At 72.7% G+C, this 17,456-nt stretch carries 12 protein-coding genes; 6 read left to right on the top strand and 6 right to left on the bottom strand.

The features are described from left to right. From HTZ82_RS25370 to HTZ82_RS25360, 3 genes are all read left to right on the top strand, one after another. On the top strand, positions 1 to 1,503 hold a 1,503-nt coding region (locus HTZ82_RS25370; protein WP_175411730.1), incomplete at its 5' end, for a beta-ketoacyl reductase. Positions 1,504 to 1,526: 23 nt separating this feature from the next. Then, entirely contained in the window at positions 1,527 to 4,712 is a 3,186-nt protein-coding gene (locus HTZ82_RS25365; RefSeq protein WP_175411729.1) for a type I polyketide synthase, read from the top strand. Positions 4,713 to 4,836: 124 nt separating this feature from the next. Next, on the top strand, positions 4,837 to 6,462 hold the full coding sequence (locus tag HTZ82_RS25360; RefSeq protein ID WP_175411728.1) for a bifunctional 3-(3-hydroxy-phenyl)propionate/3-hydroxycinnamic acid hydroxylase: 1,626 nt from the start codon (positions 4,837 to 4,839) through the stop codon (positions 6,460 to 6,462). A 102-nt stretch (positions 6,463 to 6,564) separates the two neighbouring features. Here HTZ82_RS25360 and HTZ82_RS25355 read toward each other — a convergent pair whose 3' ends face one another. Continuing rightward, a complete protein-coding gene (locus HTZ82_RS25355) occupies positions 6,565 to 7,371 on the bottom strand; it encodes an arylamine N-acetyltransferase (RefSeq protein WP_175411727.1) in 807 nt (268 codons plus the stop codon). A gap of 349 nt (positions 7,372 to 7,720) precedes the next feature. Between HTZ82_RS25355 and HTZ82_RS25350 the strand changes: the two genes are divergently transcribed. Continuing rightward, complete coding sequence (locus HTZ82_RS25350; protein WP_175411726.1) at positions 7,721 to 9,238, top strand: FAD-binding oxidoreductase; 1,518 nt, start codon at positions 7,721 to 7,723, stop codon at positions 9,236 to 9,238. Positions 9,239 to 9,380: 142 nt separating this feature from the next. Then, entirely contained in the window at positions 9,381 to 10,493 is a 1,113-nt protein-coding gene (locus HTZ82_RS25345) for an ABC transporter substrate-binding protein (RefSeq protein WP_175411725.1), read from the top strand. A 69-nt stretch (positions 10,494 to 10,562) separates the two neighbouring features. Here the strand turns inward: HTZ82_RS25345 and HTZ82_RS25340 are convergent, their stop codons facing one another. The 5 genes from HTZ82_RS25340 to HTZ82_RS25320 form a co-directional block, all read right to left on the bottom strand. Beyond that, positions 10,563 to 12,041 (bottom strand): DHA2 family efflux MFS transporter permease subunit, encoded by a 1,479-nt coding sequence (locus tag HTZ82_RS25340; RefSeq protein ID WP_175411724.1) that lies wholly within the window; start codon positions 12,039 to 12,041, stop codon positions 10,563 to 10,565. 90 nt (positions 12,042 to 12,131) lie between these two features. Continuing rightward, positions 12,132 to 13,547: a class II 3-deoxy-7-phosphoheptulonate synthase gene (locus tag HTZ82_RS25335; RefSeq protein WP_175411723.1), complete on the bottom strand. Its 1,416-nt coding sequence runs from the start codon at positions 13,545 to 13,547 to the stop codon at positions 12,132 to 12,134. 9 nt (positions 13,548 to 13,556) lie between these two features. After that, on the bottom strand, positions 13,557 to 14,678 hold the full coding sequence (locus tag HTZ82_RS25330) for a shikimate dehydrogenase (RefSeq protein WP_309235674.1): 1,122 nt from the start codon (positions 14,676 to 14,678) through the stop codon (positions 13,557 to 13,559). After that, on the bottom strand, positions 14,675 to 15,439 hold the full coding sequence (locus HTZ82_RS25325) for an SDR family oxidoreductase (RefSeq protein ID WP_175411722.1): 765 nt from the start codon (positions 15,437 to 15,439) through the stop codon (positions 14,675 to 14,677). The genes HTZ82_RS25330 and HTZ82_RS25325 overlap by 4 nt, the downstream gene beginning before the upstream one ends. A gap of 139 nt (positions 15,440 to 15,578) precedes the next feature. Next, positions 15,579 to 16,241, bottom strand: a complete 663-nt coding sequence (locus HTZ82_RS25320; protein ID WP_254712094.1) for a ScbR family autoregulator-binding transcription factor — start codon at positions 16,239 to 16,241, stop codon at positions 15,579 to 15,581. 252 nt (positions 16,242 to 16,493) lie between these two features. On the opposite strand from HTZ82_RS25320, the gene HTZ82_RS25315 reads away from it, so the two are divergent. Continuing rightward, entirely contained in the window at positions 16,494 to 17,417 is a 924-nt protein-coding gene (locus tag HTZ82_RS25315; protein ID WP_217624557.1) for a ScbA/BarX family gamma-butyrolactone biosynthesis protein, read from the top strand. Positions 17,418 to 17,456 lie beyond the last annotated feature (39 nt).

Below are 17,456 nucleotides of genomic sequence, written 5' to 3'. Positions count from 1 at the left end.
CCGCAGTTCGCGCTCACGGACGGCGCCCTGACCGTGCCGCGCCTCACCCGGGGCAGCACGACCGCCACCGGAGAGCTGGAGGTCTTCCGTCCGGACGGCACCGTCCTCATCACCGGAGGCACCGGCTCCCTCGGCGCCCTGTTCGCCCGCCACCTCGTCACCGCCCACGGCGTGACCTCCCTCGTCCTCACCAGCCGACGCGGCCCCGCCGCCGAAGGCGCGGACGCCCTCGCCGCCGAACTGAAGGAGCTGGGCGCCCGCAGCGTGGCCGTGGAGGCCTGCGACACGAGCGACCGCGCCGCCCTCGCCGCGCTGTTCGACCGCCACCGGGTCACCGCCGTCATCCACACGGCCGGTGTACTCGACGACGGCACCCTGGTGTCGCTCACCCCTGAGCGCCTGGACACCGTCCTCGCCCCCAAGGCCGACGGCGCCTGGCACCTCCACGAGCTGACCACCGAACGCGGCATCGACCTGGACACGTTCGTCCTGTTCTCGTCCGTCACGGGCACGCTCGGCAACCGCGGCCAGGCGAACTACGGAGCCGCAAACGCGTTCCTGGACGAACTGGCCCGCCACCGCCGCACCCTCGGCCTCCCGGCGACCTCGCTCGCCTGGGGCCTGTGGGAGCAGACCGGCGGCATGGCGTCCACGCTGGCCGACGAGACCGGCCGGCGGGCCAAGCGGGACGGTATGCGCGCCCTCACCGCCGAGCAGGGCCTCGCCCTGTTCGACACGGCGCTCACGGCCGCGCAGCCCGCGCTCGTACCGGCGAAGCTGGACCTCGCCGCGTACGCGCAGCACCAGCCCGTGCCGGTCCTGCTGCACGGGCTGGTACGGCCCGCCCGCAAGCAGGCCGCCGACACGGCCGTGGCATCGGCCCGGACGTTCACCGACCGGCTCGCGGCGCTGGGCCCGGAGGAGCGGCAGCGCGAGGTGCTGACCCTCGTACGCACCGAGGCGGCGGCCGCGCTGGGGCACTCCGGAGCGGAGGCCGTGAAGGCGGGCCAGGCGTTCAAGGAGGTCGGGTTCGACTCGCTGGCCGCAGTGGAGCTGCGCAACCGGCTGACCACGGCGACCGGCATCAAGCTGCCCGCCACGCTCGTCTTCGACTATCCGAACCCGGCCGCGCTCGCCGGGCACCTGCTGGCGACGCTCACGCCCGGCCTGCCCGCCGGCGCGGACGGCGCGGGCGACGCGGGCGCCGACCTGCCGGGCGCGGCCGCGCGGGAGGAGGCGATCCGGCGGTTCCTGGCGAGCGCCCCGCTGGCGCGGCTGGGCGAACTCGGCGTCATCGAGCGGGTGCTGCCGCACCTGGACGGGGGCGGCGACGACGCGGCCTCCCACGAGGCGGACGTCCTCGTACCGGCCGGTACCGCTGCCGCTGCCGCTGGCGCTGGCGCTGGCGCTGGCGCTGGCGAAGAGCCCGCCGCATCCGAACTCATCGGCGCCATGAGCGTCGACAGTCTGCTCGCGCTCGCCCTGGGCGGCGAGTCCAAGTGACCGAGTCCCACACGGAGGAAGCAATGACCGCATCAGAGGACAGGACCGCCCAGCTCGTCGAGGCGCTGCGGGCCTCGCTCATCGAGAACGAGCGGCTCAAGCGGGAGCGCGCCAGGGCGGAGGCCGAGGCGAAGGAGCCCCTCGCGATCGTCGGCATGGCGTGCCGGCTGCCCGGCGGTGTGAACACGCCGGAGGAGCTGTGGCGGCTGGTCGCCGACGGCACCGACGCCATCAGCGAGTTCCCCGCCGACCGCGGCTGGAACACGGACGAGCTGTACGACCCGGACCCGGAGGCCTCGGGCAAGTCGTACGTCCGCGAGGGCGGCTTCCTGCACGACGCGGACGAGTTCGACGCCGGCTTCTTCGGCATCGCGCCGCGTGAGGCGCTGGCGACGGACCCGCAGCAGCGGATCCTGCTGGAGACGGCGTGGGAGACGTTCGAGCGGGCCGGGATCGCGCCGAGCGCGCTGCGCGGCAGCAGCGTCGGCGTGTACGCGGGCGTGATGTACCACGACTACGCGGGGCGCCTTCAGCAGATACCCAAGGACGTGGAGGGGCTGCTGGGCATCGGCAACTCGGGCAGTGTGGCGTCGGGCCGCATCTCGTACACGTTCGGATTCGAGGGTCCCTCGGTGACCCTGGACACGGCGTGCTCGTCGTCGCTGGTGGCGATCCACCTGGCGGCGCAGGCGCTGCGCAGCGGCGAGTGCTCGATGGCGCTGGCGGGCGGGGTGGCCGTGATGGCGTCGCCGGGCGTGTTCGTGGAGTTCTCGCGGCAGCGCGGGCTGGCCCCTGACGGGCGCTGCAAGGCGTTCGCGGCCGGGGCGGACGGCACGGGCTGGTCCGAGGGCGCGGGCCTGATCCTGCTGGAGCGGCTGTCGGACGCCCGCCGCAACGGCCACCCGGTCCTGGCGGTCATCCGGGGCACGGCGGTCAACCAGGACGGCGCGTCCAACGGGCTGACCGCCCCCAACGGCCCCTCCCAGCAGCGCGTCATCCGCCAGGCCCTGGCGAGCGCCGGCCTGACGACTCGGGACGTGGACGCGGTCGAGGCGCACGGTACGGGCACAAAGCTGGGCGACCCGATCGAGGCGCAGGCCCTCATCGCGACGTACGGCCAGGACCGGCCCGCCGACCGGCCGCTCTGGCTCGGCTCCCTCAAGTCCAACATCGGGCACGCGCAGTCGGCAGCCGGTGTCGCCGGGGTCATCAAGATGGTCGAGGCCATCCGTAACGGCGTGCTGCCCAAGACCCTCCACATCGACGAGCCGACCCCGCACGTCGACTGGTCCGACGGCGGTGTCGAACTGCTCGCCGAGAGCCGGCCGTGGCCCGAGACCGGGCGTCCGCGCCGTGCGGGTGTCTCGTCGTTCGGGGTGTCCGGCACGAACGCGCACGTCATCGTCGAACAGGCCCCGGAGCAGGAGCACACGGGCGCGGGCACGGACGCGGGCACGGGCGCGGACGCGGGCCCTGACGCCGAGGTCCCCGCGTCCGCCGGGCGCGTGACCCCGCCCGTCGTGCCGTGGGTGCTGTCCGCCCGTTCCGCGCAGGCCCTGCGCGGCCAGGCGGCGCGGCTGCACGACCACCTCGTGGCCCGCCCCGACCTGGAACTCGTCGACGTGGCGCACTCGTTGCTGACGACCCGTGAGGCGATGGAGCGCCGGGCGGTCGTCCTGGCGGCGAGCCGCGCGGACGCCCTGGAGGCGCTGAGCGGGCTCGCCGCGGGCGAGTCCCCCGACGGGGTCGTGCGGGGTACGGCGGACACGGACGGCCGGGTCGTGTTCGTGTTCCCGGGGCAGGGCTCGCAGTGGGCGGGCATGGGCGGGCGGCTGCTCGACGAGTCGCCGGTGTTCGCGGCCCGTATCGCGGAGATCGAGAAGGCGTTCGCGCCGTACGTCGACTGGTCGCTCACCGATGTGCTGCGGCAGACCGAGGGCGCGGCCTCGCTGGAGCGCGTGGACGTCGTGCAGCCGGTGTCGTTCGCGATGATGGTGGCGCTGGCCGAGGTGTGGCGTGCGTACGGCATCGAGCCGGACGCGGTGGTCGGCCACTCGCAGGGCGAGATCGCGGCGGCCGCCGTCAGCGGCGCGCTGTCCCTGGCGGACGCGGCCCGGGTGGTGACGCTGCGGAGCCAGGCCATCGGGGCGATCACCGGCAAGGGCGGCATGGCGACGGTGTTCCTGCCGGCCGACGAGACCGAGCGGCGCCTGGAGCCGTGGAGCGCGGACCTGGCGGTCGCGGCGGTCAACGGACCGGGCTTCACGGTCGTCGCGGGCGGCTCGGAGGCGCTGGACGCGTTCACGGCGCGGCTCACCGACGAGGGCGTGCGGGTGCGCCGTATCCCCGTGGACTACGCGTCGCACTCGCCGCACGTCGAGGACATCCAGGAGCGGCTCGCCGAGCTGCTGGCGCCGGTCGAGGGCCGCCGCCCGAGCGTGCCGATGCTGTCGACGGTGACAGGGCGCTGGATCGGCGCGGGCGACACCGACGCGGCGTACTGGTACGAGAACCTGCGCCGCACCGTGCGGTTCGCGGACGCGGCGGCGACGCTGCGCGACGAGGGCTACGGCGTGTGGGTCGAGTCGAGCCCGCACCCGGTGCTGGTGCCGGCGCTCCAGCAGGCCCTGGAGGGCGTGCCGGGCGGCGGCGTGGTCACCGGTTCGCTGCGGCGCGGCGAGGGCGGTCTGGCGACCCTGGTGGGCTCCCTGGCGCAGCTCCAGGTGCGGGGCCTGCCCGTCGACTTCGGTCCGCTGCTCGTCGGCAGCGGTGCCCGCAGGACCGACCTTCCTACGTACGCGTTCCAACACCGTAGCTACTGGCTGGAGGCTTCCATCATGATCGGCAACACCGAGCAGGCCGCGCAGGCGGCGGACATCCCGGAGGAGGGCGCCCCGGAGCCCGGCGAGGTGCTCGCGGCGCGGCTCGCGGGTCTCGGCACGGACGAGCGGATCGACGTCCTGACGCACGCCGTGCGGACGGAGGCGGCGGCCGTGCTCGGTCTCGACGACATCGAGGAGATCGAGGAGAACAGCGGCTTCTTCGACGTCGGCTTCACGTCCCTGACCGCCGTCGAACTCCGCAACCGCATCGCGGAGGCCACGGGTCTCCAGCTCCCCGCGATGCTGCTGTTCGACCAGCCGACGCCCGGCATGGTCGCGGAGTTCCTGGAGCCGCTGATCGGGGCGGGCGCCCCGGCGAACGCCTGACGCCCGGCGAACGCCTGACACGACAACCGCCGGGGGCGGGCGGAGCCGTACGGCCCTGTCCGTACGGCCCTGTCCGTACGGCCCGCCCGTCCCCGGCGACGCGGATGGATCGGAGACCATCACCATGCACACCACGCACACCACGGCCCATGAGGATGCCGACGTCCTCGTCGTGGGCTACGGCCCGGTCGGCCAGACCCTGTCCGTCCTGCTGGCCCGGCGCGGCCACCGGGTCACCGTCGTCGAGCGGTGGCCATCGGCGTACGCGATGCCGCGCGCGGTCAACTTCGACAGCGAGTCGGCGCGGATCCTGGCGGCCGCCGGCATCGGCGACGCGATCCCCTCCTTCTCGGAGCCGTCCGGCACGTACGAGTGGCTGAACGCCGAGGGGCGGACGCTGCTGCGGATCGAGGCGTCGCAGGAGGGCCGCTGCGGCTGGGCCGACTCGACGGCCATGTACCAGCCGGGCCTTGAGGCGGCCCTGGAGGCGCGGGGCGCCGAACTCCCCTCGCTGACCGTCCTGCGCGGCCAGGAGGCCGTGGACCTGCGCACGACCCCGTACGGCGTGGAGCTCACCGTACGGCCGACGGGCGACGACACGGCGCGGCCCCGCACCCTCACGGCGGGCTGGATCGTCGGCTGCGACGGCGCCAACAGCTTCGTCCGGGAGGTGATGGGCGCGACCGTCACCGACCTGGGCTTCTCGCACGACTGGCTGATCTGTGACGTCGCACCGTACGAGCAGCGCGTGTACGAGCCGAACAACCTCCAGGTGTGCGACCCGGAGCGGCCGCGCACCCATGTGTCGGCGGGGCCTGGCCACCGCCGCTGGGAGTTCATGCGGGTGGCCGGCGAGACGGTCGATGAGCTGAACACACCGCACCGCGCGTGGCAGTTGCTTGCGCGGGAGGGCATCACGCCGCAGGACGCGGTCCTGGAGCGGCACGCCGTGTACACGTTCAACGCCCGGTACACGGACCAGTGGCGGACGGGCCGGATGCTGCTGGCGGGCGACGCGGCGCACCTGATGCCGCCGTTCGCGGCGCAGGGCATGTGCTCGGGCTTCCGGGACGCGGCGAACCTGGCGTGGAAGCTGGACCTCGTCCTGACGGACCGGGCCGCGGACGACATCCTGGACAGCTACACGCTGGAGCGCCGTGCCCATGTGCAGCACGCCATCGGCATGTCGGTGAACCTGGGCCGGGTCATCTGCCAGGACGACCCGGTGGCGGCGGCCGAGCGGGACGCGACGATGCTGGCGGCCCGGGAGCGCGGCGTGGGCGCGGGCGCGCCGCGCGCGGCGATCCAGCCGCTGAAGGACGGTCTCCTGCACCGCCGGGCGGCCGGCAGGCCCCCGCGCCGCCCGTCGGGCGACCTGACGCCGCAGGGCCGGGTGTCCCGGGGCGGGGTCACGGGCCTGTTCGACGAGGTCGTGGGCCTCGGGTTCGTCCTGCTGACGGCGGACGACCCGGCGGAGCTGCTGGACGCGGCGGACCGCGCGTTCCTGGCCCGCCTGGGCACCCATGTGGTGCAGGTGCTGCCGGCGGGTTCGCGGGCCTCGGCACCGCACCAGGTGGTCGACGTGGACGGCGTGTACGAGGCCTATCTGGCGGAGTGCCGGACGCGGACGCTCCTGGTACGGCCGGACTTCTACGTGTACGGCGCTGCGGCCGACCGCGAGGAGCTGGCGCTCGTCCTGACGGGCCTGCGCGACGCCCTGGGCGCATCGGTGCCGGCCCCGGTCGGCTGAGCCGGTCGGGTGCCGTGGGACGCGGGAACGCCCGGCTGGTGACCAGCCGGGCGTTCCCGTGTGCGCGTGCGTGTCCTGAAGGGGCGGTTCAGAAGGGGCGGTTCAGGCGGCGGCGCGGGCCGTTTCGGTCCGCAGAATGTCGGCGACGAGGTCCTCGTACGCCTGCTTGTCGATGATGGTCTTGAAGGTCTCGGTGCCGTTCTCGGAGATGACGTGGCGGCGGCCGATGAGGATCTTCTGGCCGGTCTCGAAGGCGCGGCCGCGGATGACGGTGGTGGAGCTGAGCTGCTGGCCCTCCCACTCCCATTCGGCGCGGTCGGTGAGGGAGGCGGCGTAGCCGTCCCAGGCGGTCAGTTCGCGCGGCTCGTCCCGGAAGCGGAAGACTGGGATCCAGTCGCCGGTGGCGCCCTGGCGGCGCACGATGTGGTAGTCGCCGTCCTCGACGACCTGGAAGCGGAAGCCGTTCTGCTCCTGGATCTCCGGGGACACGTGCAGCGGTTCGACGAACGACGGGCCGACGTAGCCGACGTCGGCGAGGTACAGCTCGCCGTCGATGCGGACGCCGTTGAGCATGTGGTCGAGGTCGGGGCCGAACTGCTGGTCGGCGCCGCGGATGCCGGCGGACAGGATGAACACGTCGAAGCCGAGCTGGCGCAGCAGGGTGCGGAAGAGCCCGTTGAGTTCGTGGCAGACGCCGCCGTTGCGGCCGGTGATGAGGTGCTCGAAGAGCTCCTGCGGGTCGGCGCCGGCCGCCTCGTCCCACACGGCGGCGCCCTTGTGTACGTGCCGGGCGTTGTCGAACGGGACCGTCATGAGGTGCCGCTTGTGCAGGGCGCGCAGCGTCTCCAGAGTCGGCTCCAGCGGGCCCGACAGGCCCAGATGAGCAGCGTACGCCTCGATGTCGAGCATGAAGGATCGACCTTTCGGAAGCCTCGAAGAAATGACAGGGGAACACCGGCACCCTACCCGCAGACCATTTCCTGGAACTACCGCGAAAGACCCCCCTGAAACCCCCCTTGAATTCGTCCCGCAGGGATGACAGACCTGGCGGGCACGGAACCGCTTCGGCTAGCGTGCCTGCAGGAATGGCGTCCGAGACATCCCCCGCCGGACGCCATTCCTGCTTTCCCGGGCCCGCGATGCGGAATATTCACATCCGGCCAGTTCCCGATGAATTGACTCGGGATTCCCGCACACTTCCCCCTGTCACCTAGCTTTCCTTCCGGCCATGGTTCACAAAAACGGGAGGAATGGTCCAATGCTCAACCGCCGTAATTTCATCCGGGCGGGCGGCGCCGCCGCGGCCGCGGGGGCGTTCGCCGGCTACGGCACGGCCGTGTCGTTCGGCGCCGCCAAGTCCGCGTACGACTCGCTGCGCGGCAGCCTCCAGGGCGATCTGCTGCTGCCCACGGACAGCGGCTACGACCTGGCCAAGCAGATGCAGATCGCCCAGTACGACGCGGTCAGCCCGGAGGCCATCGCGTACTGCGAGACCCCGCAGGACGTCTCCCGTGTCATACGCTTCGCCGGCGCCGAGGGCCTGTCGGTCCGCACCCGCAGCGGCGGCCACAACTACTCGGGCTGGTCGACCGGTGACGGCATCGTCGTCGACGTGTCCCGCATCCGGCACGCCACCCCGAACGGCACCACGGTCCGTCTGGGCCCCGGCGCCCAGTCCATCCTGGCGATCGACGCGCTCCAGCCGTACGGCAAGCAGATCGCGACGGGTACGTGCCCGACGGTCTGCCCCGGCGGGTTCTTCCTCGGCGGCGGCATCGGCTACCAGACCCGCAAGTTCGGCACGGGCAGCGACCGGGTCGCGGCGGCCACCGTGGTCCTCGCCGACGGCAGCGTCGTCCGCGCCTCCTCGTCCTCCGACGCCGCGCTCTACTGGGGCCTGCGGGGCGGCGGTGGCGGCAACTTCGGTGTCGTCGTGGACTACGAGGTCCGCCCGGTGGACGCGCCGCGGATGGTCTACTACGAGCAGTGGTGGGACTACGACCGCGCCGCGGACGTCTTCGGCGCCTGGCAGCGGTGGATGGAGAACGGCTCCGACAGCCTCGCCGGCCAGTTCGTGCTGCTCATGCCGGACGCCGCGCCCGGCACCAAGCCGATGGTCCTGGTCACCGGCGGCTACCTGGGCCCGCAGGCGGAACTCGACGCGGCGCTGGCCCAGTTCGCGTCGCTCGCCGGGGCGCAGCCGCAGTCCTCGGTGACCGCGGACCTGTCGTACGCCGACGCGATGAAGCGCGTCTACCACTGCGACCAGTTCACCATCAACCAGTGCCAGCGGGCCGGCACGAACCCGGACGCGCAGCTCGGCCGCACCGGCCACCAGCGCGAGAGCTACCGCTTCTTCAACCGCGTCATGACCCCGTCCGAGATCGGCGCGGTGCTCGACGCCTTCGAGGCGGACCGCGCCGCGGGCCACACGCGCATCCTGCACACCATGGCCCTCGGCGGCGCCCTCGGCCGGACGAGCCGCTACGCGTCGGCGTTCTGGCACCGCGACGCCCAGTACGTCATGGGCTTCGTCGACCAGATGGCCACGTCCACCCCGTCCGCGCAGGACGTCACCCACGCCGACACGTGGACGGGCAACGGCGGCCGCGTCATCGACCCGTTCTCCAGCGGCGCGTACGTCAACTTCACCAGCAGCGAACTGCCGAACTGGCAGACCAAGTACTACGGCGGCAACTACCGCATGCTGACGGCCATCAAGAACGCCTACGACCCGACCGACTTCTTCCGCCACCCCCGCAGCATCGGCAGCTGACCCCCACGCCGCGACACGGGCCCCGACCAGAACCTGGCCGGGGCCCCGTGTCATGTGGCTGCCCGCTCGGAGCAGCAGGCGCGAAGGGCGGCCTCCGACTCCGGGCACACTGCAACCCTCATCACTCGGGAGACGCCCACACATGAAGACACCACCATCGCCCCTTGGCGCGGAGCGGACCGACGGCTCAGCCGTCCAGATCGGCGCGCTCGTTCCGCTGACCCGGCCCGGCTGGGTCGAGGCGGGCCGACACCTGCTCGCCGGCCTCGAGTTGGCCGCATCCGACGTCAATGACGCCGGCGGGATCGACGGAAGGCCACTTGAGCTGGTGGTCCGCGACACCGCTGCCGATCCGCAGCGGGCCGTGGCGGCCGTGGACGAACTGGCCCGCCTGGGCGTGGCCGCCCTGGCGGGGGAGTATCACAGCGTCGTCGCTCGCGCCGCTGCCGCCAGGGCCGACGCCCTGGGTCTGCCGTTCCTCTGCTCGTCAGCGGTTCTCGACGCGCTCACCGAACAGCCGACGGAATGGGTCGCGCGCCTCGCCCCGGCGCAGTCCCACGGCTGGCGGATCTACGCGGACTTCCTCCTCGGCGCGGGCCACAGCCGCATCGCCGTAGCGGCCGAGCCGAGTGTCTACTGGGCGTCAGGGGCCCGCATTCTGCGGGACCAACTCGCTCCACGCGGCGGTACCGTCATCGAACTCGACATGCGCGCGCTCGCCCCCACGGCCGTGTGCGACGCACTCGTCGACCATCGCGCGACAGCCCTCCTCCTTCTGGTCGGCACCCCGGAGCCGGCGGTGTCGATCGTCAGGTCCGTCCGCCGCGACCAGCGCCTCGCCGAGATCGTGATGGGTGCTCCTGCCGGGCAACCGGAGTTCGCCGAATGGGCGAGGCTGCTGGGCGGCGACGGCGCCGCGGTCCCGTTCTTGCGCTATCTTCCCGAGCGCCTCGGCCCACTCGGTGCACGAGTCGAGACGGCCCTGCGTGAGCGGCTGGCCGAGGCGCCTTCCTTCGTCGCCTTCGAGGGCTACGACACGGTCACCGTCCTCGCCGATGTGCTGCGTTCTCACGGCACGGACCGGGCGCGCACGGCCGCGTCCTGGCCGCGCGTCGCCGTCGAAGGCACCCGCGGGCAGATCCAGTTCTCCCGCTCGCCGGGCATCAGCGTGTGGCAATGGGCCTGGACGCCGGTCCACGTCGTCGACCGGGACCCGGCGGAACCCGATCGCTTTCGGATCCTCCACGCCGGCTGAGACGCCGCGCGGCCGCCTGGGGCGGGTTCCCCAAGCGGCCGGGCGGCTGCGTACTGGTACGGACTGCTGTCAGAGCGCCGTCGGGACCGGGGTCTGGTCCGCCTCGGTCTTGGCGGGCTCGCCCGCGTCCGCGCCCGCCTCCGCGGAGCCGCCCGCGTCGGCGCGCCGCAGGACGACCGCGGCCAGCAGGACGGCGGCCACGATGAAGCCGACCGCGATGGTGAAGGCAAGCCGGTAGCCGGACGTCATGTCGGCGGGCGTCGGGTCGGCACCGGCGTGGGCGGTGGCAAGCGTGTTGAGGACGGCCAGGCCGACGGCGCCGCCCACCTGCTGCGAGGTGTTGAAGACGCCCGAGATGACACCGGAGTCCTCCGGTGTCGCACCCGACAGGCCCAGCATCATCAGCGCCGGCATGGCGGCACCGAAGCCGACACCGAGCAGCAGGTTCGCCGGCAGGAAGTCCGCCAGGTAGCTGCCGTCGACGGGGATGCGCGAGAACAGCGCGAAGCCGGCGGCGATCAGCAGCAGACCGGTGATGAGGACGGCCTTGGCGCCGAACTTGGTGATGAGCTTGGCGGACAGGCCGAGCGACACCGCGGCGATCGCCACGGCGACCGGCACGAAGCCCAGACCGGTCTGCATCGGGTCGTACCCGAGCACGCGCTGCAGGTAGAGCGTGCCGAAGTACAGGAAGCCGAACATGGCGCCGATCATCAGCAGCTGGATCAGGTTGGCGCCGGTGACGTTGCGGGAGCGGAACAGCCGCATCGGCAGCAGCGGCGCGGCCGCCTTCGACTCGCGGACCAGGAACGCGACCAGGAGTACGGCGGAGAGCGCGGCGAAGCCGAGGGTGTGGCCGGACGACCAGCCGTTCTCCTCGATGCCGACGATCGTGTAGACGAGCAGCATCAGACCGGCCGTGACCAGGACGGCGCCGGGGAAGTCGGCCTTGTTGCCGAGGCCCGGGCCGCGGTCGTCGCGCAGGGTGCGCATCGCCATGAGGACGACGACGGCGCCGATCGGGATGTTGATGAAGAAGATCCAGCTCCAGTCGATGGTGTCCGTGAGGAGACCGCCGACCAGGGGGCCGATGGCGCCGCCGCCGGCCGAGGCGAAGCTGAACGCGCCGATGGCCTTCGCCTGCTCACGCGGCTCCGAGAACAGCGTCACGATCATGCCGAGGATGCCGGCCGATGTGACGGCGCCGCCGATGCCCTGGACGAACCGGGAGACGATCAGCATCTCCTGGCCGGTGGCGAGACCACAGGCCAGCGAGGCGACGGTGAACAGCGTGAGACCGGTGAGGAAGACGCGCTTGCGGCCGAGGAGGTCGCCGAGCCGGCCGGCGAGGAGCAGCAGACCGCCGAACGGGATCACATAGGCGTTGACGGTCCAGACCAGGTCCGCCGGGGAGAACCCGAGGTCGGCCTGCACGGCGGGAAGAGCGACGTTGACGATGTTCTGATCGAGAATGATCATCAGTTGTCCCGCGCAGAGCACTGCGAGGGACAGCCAGCGCGAGGCCGTCGCGGCGGGCGAGGTGCCCATGGGTATCTGCCTCCAGGAGTTCAGGAGTTGTGTGGTCGGTCGGTTGGGTGAGGGGGTTGGGCTCAAGGGGTCGTGCTGAGGGTGGGGCCGTCAGGCGCGGAGCATCTCGGCCACGAGGAACGCGAGCTCCATGGACTGCTGCGGGTTCAGGCGGGGGTCGCAGTACGTCTCGTACCGCTCGGCGAGGCCGGAGTCGTCGATGGCCTGGGCGCCGCCCACGCACTCGGTGACGTCGTCCCCGGTCAGTTCGATGTGCAGGCCGCCCGGGTGGGTGCCGAGCTGCCGGTGCACCTCGAAGAAGCCCTCGACCTCGTCCGTGATGCGGTCGAAGTGGCGGGTCTTGTAGCCGCTCGCGGCCTCGTGCGTGTTGCCGTGCATCGGGTCGCACTGCCACACGACCTGGTGGCCCGTGGCGGTGACCCGCTCCACGATCGGGGGCAGCACGTCGCGGATCTTCCCGCTGCCCATACGGCTGATGAGGGTGAGCCGCCCGGGCACCCCGTGCGGGTCGAGCCGCTCCACGTACTCGGCGGCCTGCTCGGGCGTGGTGCCCGGGCCGATCTTCAGGCCGACCGGGTTGGCGAGCAGCCCGGCGAGCGCGATGTGCGCGCCGTCGAGCTGCCGGGTGCGCTCCCCGATCCACAGGAAGTGCGAGGACAGTCCGTACAGCTTCTCGGTGCCGTCGGCCGCGGGGGCGCGGCGCAGCAGGCCGCGCTCGTACTCCAGGAGCAGCGCCTCGTGGCTGGCCCAGATCTCGGTGCTGTGCAGGGCGCGGTGGTCGACCCGGCACGCGGACATGAAGTCGAGGCCCCGGTCGATCTCGGTGGCGAGGGCCTCGTACCGCTCCCCGACCGGTGAGGTGCGCAGGAAGTCGCGGTTCCACTCGTGGACCCGGTGCAGGTCCGCGAAGCCGGAACCGGCGTACGCGCGCGTCAGGTTGAGGGCGGCGCTGGAGTGCGCGTACGCCTGGAGCATCCGCGCCGGGTCCGCGACGCGCGCCTCGGGGACCGGGTCGAAGCCGTTGACGATGTCGCCGCGGTAGACGGGCAGGCCCAGCGAGTCGGTGCTGTTGGAACGGGGCTTGGCGTACTGGCCGGCGATCCGGCCGACCTTCACGACGGGCATGCTCGCCGCGTACGTGAGGACGACGGCCATCTGGACGAGGGTTCGCAGGTTCGCGCGGACGTGCGACTCGGTGTTGCCGGCGAACGTCTCGGCGCAGTCGCCGCCCTGCAGCAGGAACGCCTTGCCCTGGGCGACCTCCGCGAGCCGTTCCTGGAGGCGGTCGACCTCCTGCGGGACGACGAGCGGGGGCAGGGTCTCCAGGGTGCCGGTCGCGCCGAGCGCGGCAACGGGGTCGGGCCACTGCGGCTGCTGGGCGGCGGGCCGGGCCAGCGCCTCGGCGAGCCGGTCCTCGATCGTGCTGCCGGTGGCCGAGGAGGGCTCGGGGAGAGGCTGGGTACGAGGGGTCGGGACAGGCGTCCGCGGTGCGATGGTCGGCTGCATGCCGTCAGGCTAGGTTCGCTCCGGGTACCGGCCGCCCACCTGACGGTAATCGCCCGCCGCCGGGGGTGTGTCGAACCCGAAGTAGGCGCGGTACAGGTCGAGTTGGCGCTCCAGCATGGGGGCGCCGGGGTGGACGGGAAGGCCCTGCGCGGCCGCCTCGCGCAGCAGGGCGGTCTCGCGGGGCTTCATGATGATGTCGGCGACGAGCGTGCCGGGCGCGAGCTTCGCCGGCTCGAACGGCAGCGGGTCGTCGGGGCGCAGGCCGAGCGGCGTCGCGTTGACGACCATGTCGGCGGCGTCCGCGTCCGTGTCGGCGTCGACCGGTGCGCCCGGTGCGCGGCACACCGTGCGGCCGGGCCAGCGTGTGTCGAGGCGGGCGGCGAGTGCGGCGGCGCGGTCGTGGTCGAGGTCGTGGAGGACCAGCCGGGCGGCGCCCGCGTCGAGCAGGGCCGGGGCGATGGCGCAGCCCGCGCCGCCGGTGCCGACCAGCACGACGCGGGCGCCCGCCGTACGGCGCCCGGCCGCGGCCAGGCCGGCGACGAAGCCGGCGCCGTCGAAGTTGTCCGCGTGCCAGCGCCCGTCGGGCTCGCGGCGCAGCGCGTTGGCGCTGCCGGACAGCTCGACGGCGGGGCTCAGGACGTCCGCGAAGCGCCGGACGGCCGCTTTGTGGGGCACGGTGACGAGCAGCCCGTCGAGGTTCCCGATGGCCTGGAGCCCCCTCACGACCTCGTCGAGCCGGTCCGCCGGAGCGTGTACGGGGACGAGCACGGCGTCCCTGCCGAGCGCCGCGAGCAGCGGGTTGACCATGGCCGGCGCCTGGACCTGCGCGACGGGGTCACCGAGCACGGCGTACAGGCGCGTCGTCCCGGAGATCCGGGACCACTCGGGGGAGCCCGACACGCCGGGCGCGCCGGGCGTGACCGACGTGCCGGGCGTGACCGACACGCCGGGCGTGGCCCGCGTGACCGGCGCGCCCGCCGCGGCCGACCTGCCGGGCGTGGCCGACGTGCCCGGCGTGCCCGACGTGCCCGGCGTAGCCGACGCGGCCGACGCGGCCGACGTGGCCGACGTGACCGGCGCGCCCGGCGTGGCCGACGTGACCGGCGCGCCCCGCGTGGCCCGCGCCGTCACAGCTCCGACCCCCCGGTGGCGCCCAGCCACTGGCCCGTCAGCCAGCGCGCGTCGTCGGAGGCGAGGAACGCGACCACATCCGCCACGTCGGCGGGCTGCCCGATCCGGTCGAAGACCGAGTACGACGCGAGGTGCGCCGCCCCTTCGGGGGTCTGCCGCAGCGGCGCGTTCATGTCCGTCTCGACGAACCCGGGCGCCACCGTGTTCACGGTGATCCCGCGCGGCCCGAGCTGCTTGGCGAGCGCGGTCGTGAACACCTCGACGGCGCCCTTCGACATCGAGTACGCGATGGCCTCGGGGAACGCGATACGGGTCACGGCGGACGTCACGTTGATGACGCGGCCCCCGTCGCGCAGCCGCTTCAGACCCTGCTGGACCAGGAAGAACGGCGCCCGTACGTTGACCGAGAACACCTCGTCGAAGTGCTCGGGCGTCACGGCGTCGATGTCCGCGAGCGGCCCGATCGCGGCGTTGTTGACGAGGATGTCCAGGCCCGGGGCCGCGCCTTCGGCGGCCAGGCCCGCGTCGAGCGCCGCGTAGAGCTGCGCCGCGGCGTCCGGTGCGGCGAGGTCGGCCCGTACGGGGAACGCCCGGCCGCCCGCCGCGCGTATCGCGTCGACCGTGGCGCGGGCAGCGGTCTCGTTGCTGCCGTAGTGGACGGCGACGAGCGCGCCGTCGCGGGCGAGCCGTTCCGCCGTGCCGCGGCCGATGCCCCGGCTCGCTCCTGTGACCAGGGCGGTCTTCTCGTTGAGTGCGCTCATGCTGGCAGTGCCCCCTTGTGTGACGGACCGTCGGATGAATCGACCGTACTTCTCGCTGCCGTGCTGTTGTGCCGGGTTGTGCTGGTTTGTTCTGGGTTGGGCTGGGTTGTTCTGAGTTGCCGCGCCGTACGGCTCCGGTTCAGCCCGCCTCGGCGATCTGCTCCCGCTGCTCGGCGAAGAGCCGGGCGCCGCGCGACGGCGCCATGTCGAGCTGCCCGAGGATCGCGGGCGTGGCGATGGCCGGCATGACCAGCGCGTACATCTGCGCGACACGCTCGTCCAGGTCGGCCATGCGGGAGAACGCCTGGGACACGAGCTGGATGCCGGTGAAGGAGCCGACCAGGGTCTGCGCCGTCGACTCGGGGTCCACGTGTGACAGCACCTCGCCGCGGTCCTTCGCCTCGGTGAGCTGACCCGCCGTCACCTTGACCCACTCGTGCCAGGGGCTGCCGAAGAAGTCCCGCTTGCCCTGGTCGGCGGCGAGCCGCGCCGACGCCCGCAACAGCGGTTCGCGCGGCAGCCGGTGCGCGAGGACCAGGCCCACGTCCACGAGACCCTGCAGCCTGACGGGCTGCTCGGGCAGCGGCTCCGTCACCGCGTGGTCGAGCACGCCCTGCGCGAGGTCCTCCTTGGAGCTGAAGTGGAAGTACAGGGCGCCCTTGGTGACACCAGCCCGTTCGAGGATGTCGGTGATGGTCGCCGCCTCGTAGCCGTGGTCGGCGAAGATCTCCGCCGCGGCCTCCAGTACCGCGTTACGCGTGCGGACGGCCCGTTGCTGCATGCCTCGCTGCTGCGTTCCCATGAACGTCCTCCCTGCTGTGTTCGTCCAGGTGGCCCCCCACCACAAGAAACCGGATGAGCCGTATCTTAACTTCGCGGTCACGGGGATTCCAACAAGATCACGCCGCTCCGACCCCATGAACCCCATTGAAATCAAACCGATGCGTCCGTATCTTTTTGGCCCGAGGCACGAGGCACACCGCGCGCATCGCATCGAGCGGTCGCGTGAGACGTCGTAACTCTTCTCTGGGGGATCGAGATGCATCCGAACGCTGTGATCAGTCCTGCTCCGCACCGCACGGCGGCTCCGCACCGCACGGCGGCTCCGCCCACCCGGCACGACGCACCTCCGGCCCGGTTCGCCCACCGCGTTTCCCAGCGCGATGTGCTGATCACGGACTGGATCCAGCTCGACGAACTGAACTTCTCGGTGCGCGTCGACTGGTCCCGCGACCACTGCTTCTTCGCTCCCGCCCCGGGGAGCGCCCACCCCCACATGCTGGTCGCGCAGACGATCCGCCAGGTCGGTCTGTCCCTGGCGCACGCCGCGTTCGAAGTCCCCACGTCGGACCAGTTCCTGATGAACGAGATGGCGTACAGCACGGTCCCGGGCCACCGCACCACCATGACGGACCCGATCCACGTCACCGCCGCCTACTCGTGGCAGGACCGGCGGAGCCTGCGGGTCGAGACGGTCATGCGCCAGCGCGGCGAGACCTTCGCGACCAGCGACTCGGTCTTCTCGTGGGTACCGCCCCGGGTGTACAGCCGGCTGCGCGGCCCGCACCTGACGGCCCGTCCGGGCGACTGCGCGTCGCCGGCCGCCCCGTACACCGTGGGCCGCATCGCCCCCGACGAGGTGGCCCTGGCGCCCACGGACCGGCCGAACCGGTGGATGCTGCGCAGCGACACCGGCCACCCGGCGCTCATGGACCACGCCGTGGACCACGCCCCGGGCCTCGTCCTGCTGGAGGCGGCGCAGCAGGCCGCGTACGCCTTCGCGGGGGCGCCGCACTTCAACCCGACGGCGGCCGCCATGTACGCGAACCGGTACGTGGAGTTCGACACGCCCTGCTGGATAGAGGCGCACTCCATATCCCCGCGGTCCGGAGCCGCCACCGCCGTCGAGGTCATCGGCCTCCAGCAGGACAGCCTGACGTTCCGCTGCGTCATCGAGGGCTTCCCCATCCGCGACTGAGCCTGGCTCGCCAACCGGTTCGCCAACCGGTCCGCCAAC

Origin of the sequence: Streptomyces sp. TRM64462 (genome assembly GCF_013362995.1) — a bacterium.
Classification (GTDB): Bacteria; Actinomycetota; Actinomycetes; order Streptomycetales; family Streptomycetaceae; genus Streptomyces.
The sequence above is the reverse complement of the archived record's forward strand: the minus strand, read 5'-3'. Positions and strand labels throughout refer to the sequence as shown.

Excerpts from the sequence above, each read along its gene's own strand:
- HTZ82_RS25345 (WP_175411725.1), top strand. The coding sequence starts at position 9,381 with ATGAAGACACCACCATCGCCCCTTGGCGCGGAGCGGACCGACGGCTCA.
- HTZ82_RS25365 (WP_175411729.1), top strand. The coding sequence starts at position 1,527 with ATGACCGCATCAGAGGACAGGACCGCCCAGCTCGTCGAGGCGCTGCGG.
- HTZ82_RS25350 (WP_175411726.1), top strand. The coding sequence starts at position 7,721 with ATGCTCAACCGCCGTAATTTCATCCGGGCGGGCGGCGCCGCCGCGGCC.
- HTZ82_RS25335 (WP_175411723.1), bottom strand. The coding sequence starts at position 13,547 with ATGCAGCCGACCATCGCACCGCGGACGCCTGTCCCGACCCCTCGTACC.
- HTZ82_RS25360 (WP_175411728.1), top strand. The coding sequence starts at position 4,837 with ATGCACACCACGCACACCACGGCCCATGAGGATGCCGACGTCCTCGTC.
- HTZ82_RS25320 (WP_254712094.1), bottom strand. The coding sequence starts at position 16,241 with ATGGGAACGCAGCAGCGAGGCATGCAGCAACGGGCCGTCCGCACGCGT.
- HTZ82_RS25325 (WP_175411722.1), bottom strand. The coding sequence starts at position 15,439 with ATGAGCGCACTCAACGAGAAGACCGCCCTGGTCACAGGAGCGAGCCGG.
- HTZ82_RS25355 (WP_175411727.1), bottom strand. The coding sequence starts at position 7,371 with ATGCTCGACATCGAGGCGTACGCTGCTCATCTGGGCCTGTCGGGCCCG.
- HTZ82_RS25340 (WP_175411724.1), bottom strand. The coding sequence starts at position 12,041 with ATGGGCACCTCGCCCGCCGCGACGGCCTCGCGCTGGCTGTCCCTCGCA.